Source organism: Streptomyces wuyuanensis, assembly GCF_900103455.1.
Classification (GTDB): domain Bacteria; phylum Actinomycetota; class Actinomycetes; order Streptomycetales; family Streptomycetaceae; genus Streptomyces; species Streptomyces wuyuanensis.
Genome location: NZ_FNHI01000031.1, coordinates 22,450 through 34,697, shown reverse-complemented (window position 1 = coordinate 34,697; position 12,248 = coordinate 22,450). Strand labels below are relative to the sequence as shown.

Annotated in this window: 8 protein-coding genes; 5 read left to right on the top strand and 3 right to left on the bottom strand. The window is 70.9% G+C overall.

Annotated elements, in window-relative coordinates; all coding sequences use genetic code 11:
• The first annotated feature begins 10 nt into the window (after window positions 1–10).
• Window positions 11–295: a YkvA family protein gene (locus tag BLT82_RS33400; RefSeq protein WP_093661755.1), complete on the top strand. Its 285-nt coding sequence runs from the start codon at window positions 11–13 to the stop codon at window positions 293–295.
• Window positions 296–357: 62 nt separating this feature from the next.
• Here BLT82_RS33400 and BLT82_RS33395 read toward each other — a convergent pair whose 3' ends face one another.
• A complete protein-coding gene (locus BLT82_RS33395) occupies window positions 358–999 on the bottom strand; it encodes a CAP domain-containing protein (RefSeq protein WP_093661753.1) in 642 nt (213 codons plus the stop codon).
• 380 nt (window positions 1,000–1,379) lie between these two features.
• Here BLT82_RS33395 and BLT82_RS33390 point away from each other — a divergent pair, with 380 nt between their 5' ends.
• Entirely contained in the window at window positions 1,380–2,228 is an 849-nt protein-coding gene (locus BLT82_RS33390; protein ID WP_093661855.1) for a DUF4394 domain-containing protein, read from the top strand.
• A 193-nt stretch (window positions 2,229–2,421) separates the two neighbouring features.
• Here the strand turns inward: BLT82_RS33390 and BLT82_RS33385 are convergent, their stop codons facing one another.
• Together BLT82_RS33385 and BLT82_RS33380 are read right to left on the bottom strand one after the other, a co-directional pair.
• Window positions 2,422–3,048: a response regulator gene (locus BLT82_RS33385; RefSeq protein ID WP_093661751.1), complete on the bottom strand. Its 627-nt coding sequence runs from the start codon at window positions 3,046–3,048 to the stop codon at window positions 2,422–2,424.
• The gene (locus BLT82_RS33380) at window positions 3,045–7,421 is read right to left on the bottom strand and encodes a HAMP domain-containing protein (RefSeq protein WP_093661749.1); all 4,377 of its coding nucleotides are present in this window, start codon (window positions 7,419–7,421) and stop codon (window positions 3,045–3,047) included. The genes BLT82_RS33385 and BLT82_RS33380 overlap by 4 nt, the downstream gene beginning before the upstream one ends.
• 189 nt (window positions 7,422–7,610) lie before the next feature.
• Between BLT82_RS33380 and BLT82_RS33375 the strand changes: the two genes are divergently transcribed.
• The 3 genes from BLT82_RS33375 to BLT82_RS33365 all read left to right on the top strand — a co-directional run bounded on the left by BLT82_RS33375 (window position 7,611) and on the right by BLT82_RS33365 (window position 12,224).
• A complete protein-coding gene (locus BLT82_RS33375; protein WP_455431882.1) occupies window positions 7,611–9,491 on the top strand; it encodes a SpoIIE family protein phosphatase in 1,881 nt (626 codons plus the stop codon).
• A gap of 454 nt (window positions 9,492–9,945) precedes the next feature.
• Window positions 9,946–10,944: a thioredoxin-disulfide reductase gene (trxB, locus tag BLT82_RS33370; protein WP_093661853.1), complete on the top strand. Its 999-nt coding sequence runs from the start codon at window positions 9,946–9,948 to the stop codon at window positions 10,942–10,944.
• A 71-nt stretch (window positions 10,945–11,015) separates the two neighbouring features.
• Window positions 11,016–12,224, top strand: coding sequence for a cation:proton antiporter (locus BLT82_RS33365; protein ID WP_093661745.1), 1,209 nt, complete (start codon window positions 11,016–11,018; stop codon window positions 12,222–12,224).
• Window positions 12,225–12,248 lie beyond the last annotated feature (24 nt).

Sequence of the window (12,248 nt, the reverse complement as noted above, 5' to 3'; positions counted from 1 at the left end):
AAGGAACGTCATGGACGGCAGCGCATTCTGGTGGATCCTCGGCGCGATCACCCTCGCCACGGCCTTCGGCGCCGCCTGGATGCTGCTGCGTGTGGTCAAGGCCCGCAGAGCGCTCCTGGACGCCGGAGTGCCGGTCAGGGACAAGGCCCTGTTCTGGGCGGCCGTGCTCTACACCGTGTCGCCCGTCGACCTGCTGCCGGACCCGGTGTACCTCGACGACATCGGTTTGCTGATGCTCGCGCTCCGGGCCCTGCACACGGCCGCCCAGGGCGCGGGACGGGAGAAGCCCGGATGACCACGCCGGGACCGGGACGCCCGGTACGAGGCGGGCGGGGGCGTCCCCCTTTCGCCGCGGCCTTACCGACTGCCTCGCGCCACTACCGGACCGCTCCACGACGCCGGTGAAGCGGGGGCCTCCTGCGCCGGCAGCGTCCTCGCGGCCGTGGCCTTGACGCCGCATCCGGCGGGCGCCCTGGTCACCAGCTTGCGGTGGGCACCGAGAAGGTTCACGTCCCAGTAGCGGCGGTCGTATCCGATTCCGATGGCCACGATGCCGCGGTTCATCAGGACCTTGTAGACCCCGTTCCCGGGGTCCGGGTCCGTTGCCCTGTCCGCGAAGTACCCGTCGTGGGTGTAGCCGTACGCCATGGACTCGGAGATGAGGCCGGAGTACAGCCCCGCGTCGGACATCCGGGACCGCAGGTCGCGGCCGTCGCTGCCCACGGAGGTGAGCCGCCCCATGGCCGCCATGTCCTTGGCGTGCGAGCGTCCGACCTCACTCGCCCGGTCGGAGACGCGCAGACCGGGCAGGCCCCGGGCGGCGCGTTCCCGGTTGATCTCGCACACGATCCAGTCGACGTTCGGGTAGTACGCCTGCCGCGGAGCCTCCGCCTCCGCTGCCGAGGGCGACGGGGCGTCAGCCGCATGCACGGGGGCGGCGGATCCCCACACGAGGGCGGCCGACAGGGCGGCAGACACAGCCGGGACCAGGGTCTTCACGATGAATCCTCCGATGGGCGCAGGGCGAGCGAGCCTCGCGTCGCCGATGCCGTCACCGTGGCACGGCCGCGGGCTCCCGCCGGCCCGGACACGCCATGATCACCTGCACCCGCGAACACGGTTGCGCCGGTGCGCTCGGCACCTGCACGGCCTACACGCGGTCGCCGGCCCGCGCTTCACCCGAGTGCCGTACACGCCGGCCCGGCGTCCGGCCGTGACTGGGCCCGGACACCGGCGCACGGTCCGATGCCGGGTCCTCGGGCGGGCGCCACCCGCGCGCCCGCCCAGGGGCGGTTCCGCCGAGCCCCGTGCCACCGTTGATGCTTGGCTCGCAGGTGTGTCGCCCGAAAGTGCGGGCGCAGACGCCTGTGGAGAACACCATGCGTAGAGCAGTCCTGGGTGCAGCGCTGGCCGCTGCGGTCCTGTCCACCACGTCCTCGGCCCTCGCCGCGACCAGCCCATCGGGTGGGTCCGGTGGCGGCAAGGGCCTGCGGGTGATCGGGCTGACCACCGATCAGCGGCTGGTGGAGTTCCGGTCCGACCGGCCCGACTCCATCTCCTCGTCGCGCGCCGTCACCGGTCTGCAGGGCGACACCACCCTGGTCGGCTTCGACTTCCGCGTCCAGGACAACCTCCTGTACGCGGTCGGCAACGCCGGCGGCGTCTACACCGTCAGGACGCGCACGGCCGTGGCCACCAAGGTCTCCCAGCTCAGCGTCCCGCTCTCCGGGGCCAACTTCGGCGTGGACTTCAATCCCGCCGTCGACCGGCTGCGGATCATCAGCGACACCGGTCAGAACCTGCGCCATGACGTGACGGCAGCCGTCGGCGGGACGGTCGTCGACACCGTGCTCACCAACGTCCCCTCGCCCAACCCCGCGCTCGGTGTGACGGGCACGGCCTACACCAACAACGACCTCAACGTCGCGACCGCCACCACCCTTTACAACATCGACACGGTGAACGACCTCGTGTCGCTGCAGTCGCCTGCCAACGCCGGCACCCTCGTTCCCACCGGAAACATCGGCGTGGACGCGGGTCCCAACGCGGGCTTCGACATCTACTACGCACCCAAGGAGGGCGTCAACACGGGCTACGCCGCGCTCCGGGTCGCCAACAGCTACCGCTTCTACCGCATCAACCTGCAGAACGGTGCGGCGAAGCGCATCGGCACCTTCCCGGCCGGGCGGCAGGTCACCGACATCGCCCTGCCCCTGAACCAGAAGTGAACCGGCGCCCCGCGCACGTGCGCGGGGCACACAACCCGGCCGGTGGACAGGGGGAACCGTCGCTCCCCGGGGCAGCCCGCCCCGGGGAGCGACGCGGCCTTCGACGGCGCCGGGCCCCGACGGCCGTCCGTCGCCCAGGCTCGCCCCGCACCGCCGTCACACTCTCCCGGCAGACACCTCCGGGGCGATACACCTACGCCGCGTGCCGCACCCGCAGGCCGTTCACCGTGCGCCGCACCTTCGCCGTGCGGTCGGCGAGCGCCGCCGCGCCGGGGCCCTCCGTGCCGCGCAGTTGCAGTTCGATCGCGGCGAGCTCCTCGGCGATCTCCACCAGCCGCTCCTCCGGTTCCGCCGCCTCCACCGGTTTCCGGTCGGACGCCAGAAGCCTCCGCAACTGCTCCGCCTGGACGGCGAGTTGGCGGTTCTTACGGTCCAGGTCGAGAAAGACGCTCACCTTCGTCCGCAGCACCCAGGGGTCGAACGGCTTGGTGAGGAAGTCGGCCGCGCCGATCGCGTAGCCCCGGTAGGCGTAGTCCGTGTCGGCGTCGGTGCCGGTCAGCAGGATGATGGGCACGTCCTTGGTCTGGTCGAGGCGCTTGATGTTGGCCGCGGTCTCGAAGCCGTCCATGCCGGGCATCAGGACGTCCAGCAGTACGACGGCGAAGTCCTGGCGCAGCATCGCCTTCAGTGCCTCCTCCCCGGACGATGCGCGGACGATTTGCTGGTGGAGGGGGCCGAGCACGGCTTCCAGCGCAACGAGGTTCTCCTCCATGTCGTCGACGAGGAGGATGCTGCACTTGTCCGGGACGACGGGGGTCATGTGCCTTTGCCCCGACGGTGTTCGTCGTCGCCTTCGGCGACCGCGGCCTGCGCCTCGGCGGACTGCGGATGGGGAGGGGGCCCCTGCGCCTGCTCGGCTTCCCGCTCCGGCCTCGGCGCCGAGGGCGCTCCCCGCGGGTCGAGGAGGTCGCAGATCACGGACAGCAGATGGTCGACGTCCACCGGTTTGGGCACGTAGTCGGAGGCGCCGCTGTCGATCGCCTTGGCGCGGTCTCCCGGCATCGCCTTGGCGGTCAGCGCGATGATCGGCAGATGTGCGAGCCGCGGGGTGCACCGGATGGCCCGTATCGTCTCGTAGCCGTCCATCTCCGGCATCATGATGTCCATCAGGACCAGCGACACGTCGGGGAAGCGCTGCAGGACCTCCAGGCCCTCGCGGCCGTTCTCCGCGTACTTCACCGTGATGCCGACGCGGCCGAGCACGTGCGTGAGTGCGAAGACGTTGCGGATGTCGTCGTCGACGATGAGAAGGAGACGCCCGGCCAGCACCCGGCCGGGGCGGCCGCTCAGCCACTCCTTGAGCCGGGTCGTCTCCGGCCAGGCGTCCTCCCGGACCTCCGCGGGCGACACCGCGCCCCAGCCGGCCAGACCGTCCGGATTGCCGATCACGGTGTTCGGCGCGTAGTCGGTGGCGGCGGGCACCGGGGCCGGCTGTACGGGGAGCGCGGCCGGGGGAGGAGGAACCGGGGAGGCCGCGGGAGCCGGACCGGATTCGGGTTCGGTGGGCGTGGCGGGAGGGCCCGTGACGCGCAGTGCCGCCGCCTCCGGCGTGGCCGCGGCGCCCGGGTAGCGCGCCGGGACGTAGAGGGTGAAGCGGGACCCGACGCCCAGTTCGCTCTCGGCGACGATCCGGCCGCCGAGCATCCCGGCGATCTCCCGGCTGATGGACAGCCCCAGACCCGTGCCGCCGTACTTGCGGCTGGTGGTGCCGTCGGACTGCTGGAACGCCTCGAAGACGACGGGAAGCTTCTCGGGGGGAATGCCGATGCCGGTGTCCTTGACAGAGAAGGCGACGACGGCCTCCGCCCTCTTCAGCGTCTCCTCGTCGAAGCGCTCCCCGGTCACCCGCTCGACGCGCAGCTGCACGCCGCCGGAGGTCGTGAACTTCACCGCGTTGGACAGCAGGTTGCGCAGGATCTGCTGGAGCCGCTGCTCGTCGGAGAACAGTTCCCGGGGCACGTCGTCGGCGACCTCGATCTCGAAGCTCAGCCCGCGGTCCACGGTCAGCGGGTGGAACGTGGCGTGCACGTAGTCGAGCAGCTTGTCCAGCGGGAGCTGCTTCGGGTGCACGTCCATCCGGCCGGCCTCGATCTTCGAGAGGTCGAGGATGTCGCTGATGAGCTGGAGCAGGTCGGAGCCGGCGCGGTGGATCGTGGCGGCGAACTGCACCTCCTGCTCGGACAGATGGGCATCGGGATTGTCGGCGAGGAGCCGCGCGAGGATGAGCAGCGAGTTGAGCGGAGTACGCAGCTCGTGCGACATGTTCGCGAGGAACTCCGACTTGTACTGCGAGGCCGTCGCGAGCAGCGCCGCCTTCTCCTCCAGCTCGGCGTTGGAGCGCTGCAGCTCGTCGGAGCGCATCCGCAGCTCGGCGGTGAGGCGTTGCGACTCCGAGAGCAGCGACTCCGTACGGGAGTTGGCGATGATGGTGTTGATGGAGACGCCGATGGTGTTGGCGAACTGGTCGATGAAGGCCAGGTGCACGTCGCTGAACCTGCTGAGCGAGGCCAGCTCGATCACTCCGAGCACCTGGTCCTCGAAGAGGATCGGCAGGATGACCACGCTGTGCGGGATCGCCGAGCCGAGGCCGGAGTTGATGGTGATGTAGTCCGGTGGGACGTCCGCGATGATGATGCGCTGCTTCTCCTGGGCCGCCTGGGCGATCAGGCCGCGGCCCGGAGTGCCCGTCCCCGGCAGCGGTCCGCTGCCGCCGGCCTGGTCGGTCCCGTACCCGGCGATGAATTCCAGAGCCGCGCCGGGCGGCGCGCCGGCCTCGGACAGGAAGAACGCGCCGAACTGGGCGTTCACCAGCGGTGTCAGCTCGCGCAGGATGAGGTCGGCGACCTCCACCAGGTCGCGGTGACCCTGCATCAGGGCGGCCATCCGGGTCAGGTTGGACTCCAGCCAGTCCTTGGCGCGGGTGGTCTCACGGAGGTTGGCCACCATGAGGTTGACGTTGTTCTTCAGCTCGGCGACCTCGCCCTGCGCCTCGACCGCGATGGAGCGCGACATGTCGCCCTGGGTGACCGCACTGGCCACCTCGGCGATGGCCCGCACCTGGGTGGTCAGGTTCAGGGCCAGCTCGTTGACGTTGGTGGTCAGCCGCTTCCACGTCCCGTAGACGCCCTCGACGCGGGCCTGGCCGCCGAGCTGGCCCTCGCTGCCGACCTCGCGGGCGACGCGGGTGACCTCGGAGGCGAACGAGGAGAGCGTGTCCACCATCGTGTTGATGGTCGTCTTCAGCTCCAGGATCTCGCCGCGCGCGTCGACGTCGATCTTCTTCGACAGGTCGCCCTGGGCGACCGCGGTGGCGACCTGGGCGATGTTGCGGACCTGTGAGGTGAGGTTGTCGGCCATGAAGTTGACGTTGTCGGTGAGGTCCTTCCAGACGCCGGAGACTCCGCGCACCTGGGCGCGGCCGCCGAGCCGGCCCTCGGTGCCGACCTCGCGGGCGACGCGGGTGACCTCGTCGGCGAACGCCCGCAGCTGGTCGACCATCGTGTTGATGGTGTCCTTGAGTTCCAGGATCTCGCCGCGCGCGTCGACGGTGATCTTCTTCGACAGGTCGCCGTCGGCGACCGCCGTGGTCACCTGCGCGATGTTGCGCACCTGGGAGGTCAGATTCAGCGCCATGAAGTTGACGTTGTCCGTCAACTCCTTCCAGACGCCCGAGACTCCGCGTACCTGCGCCTGACCGCCCAGGTTCCCCTCGGTGCCGACCTCGCGGGCGACGCGGGTGACCTCGTCGGCGAACGCGGACAGCTGGTCGACCATCGTGTTGATCGTCGACTTCAGCTCCAGGATCTCGCCCTTGGCCTCCACGGTGATCGTCTTGCCCAGGTCGCCCTCGGCCACGGCGGTGGCGACCTGGGCGATGTTGCGGACCTGTGAGGTGAGGTTGTCGGCCATGAAGTTGACGTTGTCGGTGAGGTCCTTCCAGACGCCGGAGACTCCGCGCACCTGGGCGCGGCCGCCGAGCCGGCCCTCGGTGCCGACCTCGCGGGCGACGCGGGTGACCTCGTCGGCGAACGCGGACAGCTGGTCGACCATCGTGTTCACGGTGCTCTTGAGCTGAAGGATCTCGCCGCGCGCGTCGACCGTGATCTTCTGGCTCAGATCGCCGTTGGCGACCGCGGTGGTCACCTGGGCGATGTTGCGCACCTGGGAGGTCAGGTTCGAGGCCATGAAGTTGACGTTGTCGGTGAGGTCCTTCCAGACGCCGGAGACGCCCGGTACCTGGGCGCGGCCGCCCAGCTGTCCTTCGGTGCCGACCTCGCGGGACACCCGGGTCACCTCGTCGGCGAACGCCCGCAGCTGGTCGACCATCGTGTTCACGGTGAGCTTCAGTTCCAGCAGTTCGCCGGTCGCCTCGACCGTCACCTGCTGGGTCAGATCGCCGCGTGCCACCGCTGTGGTCACGACCGCGATGTCGCGGACCTGCGCGGTCAGCCGCGATGCCATCGTGTTGACGGCCTCCGTCACATATCGCCAGTCGCCGGACAGGCCCTGCACCTTGGCGCGCCCGCCGAGCCGGCCCTCGGTGCCGACCTCGCGGGACACCCGGGTCAGCTCGCCGGTGAACAACGACAGCTGGTCCACCATCCGGTTCACACCCCGCCCCAGGCGCCGCAGGTCGCCGCGGAGCTCCCGGGTCTCGTGGTGGAGTTCGACCCGCTGGGTCAGATCGCCGTCCGCGACCGCGTCCAGCACCCGTGTGGCGTTCGCGACCGGGGTGACCAGAGCTTCGAGCAGTGAATTGGTGGCGTCCACGCACGTGGTCCAGGCGCCGCGTCCGGGACTGGCCGCGATCCGCTCGTCGAGCCGCCCCTGCCGCACCACCTCGCGGCGCACCCGCTGGAGCTCGGAGGCCAGATGCGCGTTCCGCGCGACGATCTGGTTGAAGGCTCCCGCCATCTCGGCGAGCAGGCCCTCGTGCGAACCGTCCACACGTACGGTGAAGTCACCGTCACTCAGGGAGTCCATCGCGGCGAGCAAGGGACGCAACTCGGCCGCGCGCACCCACTGCCCATCCGGGGCAGAGGTCGGTTGACCTGTGCGTTCAGATGATTCGTCGAGTCCCCCGGAAGGGGATGCGGGGGAGGAGGAATCAGGTGTGGCCGGGTCGAGCGCCATGGGCACACCATTCTCAGAAATCAGTACATATGGTCATCTTGACCGCGTTATTAGGTTACATTGGGTGCTCGGAATGTCGAAGTGATCCAGGTGCAGCACGTGGGTCCGTCCACCCTCCATCCACGAGAGTCCGTTGCGCGGATGAGGCTCCCCGCGAACGAGCTCGCGCCTTCCGCTGCGCGAAGATTCGTGCGCACCGCACTGGCCGAATGCGGCTCGGCGCGGCCCTCCGGGCCGGCCTCCGAGTCCCCGCAGGCGGTGATCACCGACCAGCTCGCCGACGACGCCGTGCTCCTCGTCAGCGAACTCGTCACCAACGCGATCATGTACGCCGGCACCGACGTCGAGGTCGGTTGCCACCTCGACTCCGGCCCCGGCCCCCTCGCCCCCTCCGTGGCGTACGCGCCCGGGCCCTCGGGCGTCGTGGTCGAGGTCGTGGACCGCAATCCCTCCCGCGCGGTACGCGGAGGCAAGGACGCATGGCGCGAGGGCCGCGGTCGCGGCCTCCAGCTCGTACGCGCACTCGCCGAATCGTGGGGGGTGATCTACCGCCACAGCGAGAAGTCCGTGTGGTTCCGGCTCGAGACCGCTCCCGCCGCACCGGGGCCCGGCGGCTCCACCGACACGGCCGCCGCCGGCGACACCGCCGAGGACGCGCGACAGCGCGGGCCGCGGACCCCCGGGATCCTCCCGCCCTCCCGGCCGCGCCCCCGCCGGGGCCGCACCGCGGAGTGGGTCGACCGCAGCGGGCCCACGTTCCTCGCCGAGGCCGGCGAACTCCTCGCCGGGCAACTGGACGAGGACATGGTCGCCGCGATCGCCGGACAGCTGCTGGTGCCCAGGCTGGCCGACTGGTGCGGAGTGTGGCTGACCACCGAATCCGGTGCCATGCGGCTCTCCCGCGTCTGGCACACGGACGAGCGGTGCATCGGGGAACTGCGCCTTGCCCTCGAGAACGACCCGCCCCCCGCCCGGCTCCCCACCACCGGCATTCCCTGGCCCTGGCCGCATAACGCCGACGCCGCGGGCGAGGGCGGCGCCGCGCTGCTCTTCCCCCTTGTCGCGAGCGGCAGTTGCCACGGTGCGGTGCTGATCGGGCGCAAGGGGGTCTCGCAGCTGACCGACGGGCTCGTACGGCTCGCGGAGGACGTGGCGCGGCGCGTGGCCCACGCCCTCGCCACGGCCCGGCACTACACCAAGCAGGCCACCATCAGCCGGGCCCTCCAGCGCCGGCAACTGCCCGAATCCCTCGCCGAGATCCCGGGCTTCGACACGGCGATCGTCTACGAGCCGAGAGGCGAGGGCCAGACGGTCGGCGGCGACTTCTACGACCTGTTCCCGATGGGGGACGTCGAGGACCGCCGCTGGTGCTTCCTGCTCGGCGATGTCATGGGCCACGACGTCGAGGCGATGTCCGTCACCGGCCTCGCCCGCCATCTGGTGCGGCTGCTCGCCCGCGAGGGGCACGGTGTCGAATCACTCCTCGCCAGGCTGAACCTCGCACTGGCGGAGGAGGGCGCGGAGGCGGTCGCGGTCGGCGGCGAGCAGGCGGGCCCGCGCTTCCTGAGCCTCCTCTACGGGGAGCTGGAACCGGACCCGGTGCACGGCGGCGCGCGCTGCACGATCGCCAGCGCCGGACACCCCCTGCCGCTGCTGCTGTCGGCCGACGGGGAGGTGGTGCCGGCCGCCGACCCGCAGTTGCTGCTGGGCATCTCCGACAGCGCGGAGTTCCGTGCCAACTCCTTCCGCCTCGCCCCGGGCGAGACGCTGCTGTGCGTGACCGACGGCGTGACCGAACGCCGCCGCGGGAACCGCCAGTTGGACGATGCGGACGGGCTGGCCGAGGTGCTGCGGGGATGCGTGGGGATGGGCGCGAAGGCCGTGGCGGAGCGGGTACGGCAGGCCGCGCACGACTTCGACACCAGTCCGATCGACGACGACCTTGCCGTGATGGTCATCGAAGCGACACCGGAGCGCATGCCCGGCGCGGGGCCGGGCGGGGAGCCGGAATCCGCCCGGCCCCGCCCCCGTGCGCAAGCCGGCCCGCGCGCCCTTCGGCCCACGACGTGAGGCCTCTCGCGACGGACCGGCCCGGCAGACGCCCGCGCCGGTACGAGGTGCGCGGCGACGTCGCGGGAGCGGTCGGGTGTTGCCGATGCCGATGCCGATGCCGATGCCGATGCCGATGTGGCCGCTGCCTGCCCTGAGGCCGTTCCGCCACGCAACGGAGCCGCACAGCTCCGTACCGTCCCCGGTGCGGGGACAGCGGCGTCGGATCCCGCGTGCGCGCAGTCCGCGAGGCGATCGGGATGCGCCGCGGCTCCTCGCGTGTGCATGGTGGAGGCGTCCGACGCGGGAACCGTGCCTGTGGCGCGCCGCGGCCGGCGTTCGTCCGGTGGCGGCGAAGGCTCCGTCACAACGGACTCCGACTGCCGTTGGCTGCCGTGGCGCCGTGCAACAGGCGGCGTGGAAGGTGCCTGCCGGGCCGGGCGCGTCCGTTTCCCGAACTCAGCAGGTGATCGACGTGACTGACGACGCGGTACGGGAAGTGATCATCATCGGCTCCGGCCCGGCCGGCTACACGGCCGCGCTCTACGCGGCTCGTGCGCTGCTGCGCCCGGTCGTGTTCGAGGGGTCGGTCGCCGCCGGCGGTGCCTTGATGAACACCACCGACGTGGAGAACTATCCGGGGTTCCCCGATCCGGTGCTGGGCCCGGATCTGATGGGCAGGATGAGAGCCCAGGCCGAGCGTTTCGGGGCGGAGTTGATCCCCGACGACGTGGTGGAGGCCCGTCTCGGGGGCCGGGTGAAGGAGGTCGCCGACGGTGCCGGCACGACCCACCGGGCCAGGTCCGTCATCCTCGCCACCGGTTCCCACTACCGCGAGTTGGGGCTGGCCAACGAGAAGCGGCTGTCCGGTCGCGGCGTCAGCTGGTGCGCCACCTGCGACGGCTTCTTCTTCCGGGACCAGGACGTGGTGGTCGTGGGCGGTGGGGACTCCGCCATCGAAGAGGCCACGTTCCTGACGAAGTTCGCGCGCTCGGTCACCGTGGTGCACCGTCGGGACAGCCTGCGGGCCTCGAAGATCATGCAGGAGCGGGCGCACCGCAACGACAAGATCCGCTTCCTGTGGCAGCGGGAGGTGGTCGACGTCCTGGGGGAGGAGAGCGTCAAGGGTGTCCGCGTGCGGGACGTGGAGAGTGGTGAGGAGACCGACCTTCCGGTGACCGGCGTCTTCGTCGCCATCGGGCTCGATCCCCGGGTCGAGCTGATCAAAGGCCAGGTCTCCCTCGACCACGCCGGCTACATCGCCGTCGAGGGCCAGACCACCCGTACCAACCTGGACGGCGTGTTCGCCTGCGGTGACGTCGTCGACCACGAGTACAGGCAGGCAGTCACCGCCGCCGGGACGGGCTGCGCGGCGGCTCTGGACGCCGAGCGCTACCTGGCGGCCCTCGACGACTGCACCAGCTGCGAGGAAGCCCGCCTCGAGGCCGCGGCCGTGGCGGAGCTCGTGCACTGAACCACGCCGCGGGACTGCCGTCTGACGGCGGCGGACCCCTCCTCGCCCGGTGCGAGGACACCGGAGTCGCCATGGCGTACGACAACCTGGTCATCGTTCTCGCGGTGGCCGCGGGCGTCCCGTTCCTCCTGGCCCTGGTGCCCCGCGTTCCGCTCCCGGGCCCCGTCCTGGAGATCGTGGCCGGGATCGTGCTCGGCCCGGCGGTGCTGAACGTGGTGCACGCGGACTCCACCGTCAAGGCCCTGTCCATCATCGGGCTGAGCTTCCTGCTGTTCCTCGCCGGGCTCGAGATCGACACCAGGCACCTGCAGGGGCCGCCGGCGAAGCTCGTCGGCCTCGGTCTGCTGGCCTCGCTCGTGCTGGCCTCGGCTGTCGGCTGGCTGCTCCACACCGCCGGACTGGTCGAGAGCCCGCTGCTGATCGGCACCGCGCTGGTGGCCACGTCCCTGGGACTCCTGGTCCCGATCCTCAAGGACGCCGACGCGGTCGACCGGCCGGTCGGACGGCTGACCATCGGCGGTGCCTCGGCAGGCGACATATGCGCGGTACTGCTGCTGTCGCTGTTCTTCTCGGAGCACTCCTCGACGCCGGCCGCCCGACTGCTCCTCCTGCTGGGGCTCGCGTGCCTGGCGGTGCTCGTCGTGGTGGTCGCCGTGGGTGCGGGACGCTCCATGGCGGTGTCCCGGACGGTGATGACGATGGCGGACACGAGTGCCCAGGTCCGGATCCGCCTGACGATGGTGCTGATCGTCGGCCTGTCCGCGATCGCCCTGCACCTCGGGTTCGAGGCCATCCTCGGCGCCTTTGTCGCAGGGGTCGTACTGCGGTTCGTCGATCCCGACGCCGAACGCACGCATCCGCAGTTCCACGTCAAGCTGGAAGGTCTCGGATACGGGTTCCTCGTCCCCGTGTTCTTCGTGACCAGCGGAATCGAGTTCGACCTCGGAGCCCTGTTCGCGGACGTGGGGACGGCACTGAGGGTGCCGATGTTCCTGGCCGCGCTCCTGCTCGTACGGGGGCTGCCCGCCCTGGTCTACCGCAGGGCCGGCCTCTCGCGCGCCGAGGTCCTGGCGAGCGGTCTCCTGCAGGCGACCTCCCTCCCGTTCATCGTGGCCGCCACGACGATCGGTGTGATGCTGGACGCGATCCGGCCGGCCAATGCCGCCGCGCTGGTGGCGGCGGGTCTGCTGTCGGTGATCCTGTTCCCTCCGATGGCCCTGCCGTTGCTGAACCGGTCCCGCGGGGCCTCGGCATCGGACCGCGATCCGGAGAGGGAATGACGGCGCCGTCCGGGTCGTGTGCCC

Coding starts and splice junctions, on each gene's coding strand:
- BLT82_RS33400 (WP_093661755.1), top strand. CDS start 11: ATGGACGGCAGCGCATTCTGGTGGATCCTCGGCGCGATCACCCTCGCC.
- BLT82_RS33390 (WP_093661855.1), top strand. CDS start 1,380: ATGCGTAGAGCAGTCCTGGGTGCAGCGCTGGCCGCTGCGGTCCTGTCC.
- BLT82_RS33385 (WP_093661751.1), bottom strand. CDS start 3,048: ATGACCCCCGTCGTCCCGGACAAGTGCAGCATCCTCCTCGTCGACGAC.
- BLT82_RS33380 (WP_093661749.1), bottom strand. CDS start 7,421: ATGGCGCTCGACCCGGCCACACCTGATTCCTCCTCCCCCGCATCCCCT.
- BLT82_RS33365 (WP_093661745.1), top strand. CDS start 11,016: ATGGCGTACGACAACCTGGTCATCGTTCTCGCGGTGGCCGCGGGCGTC.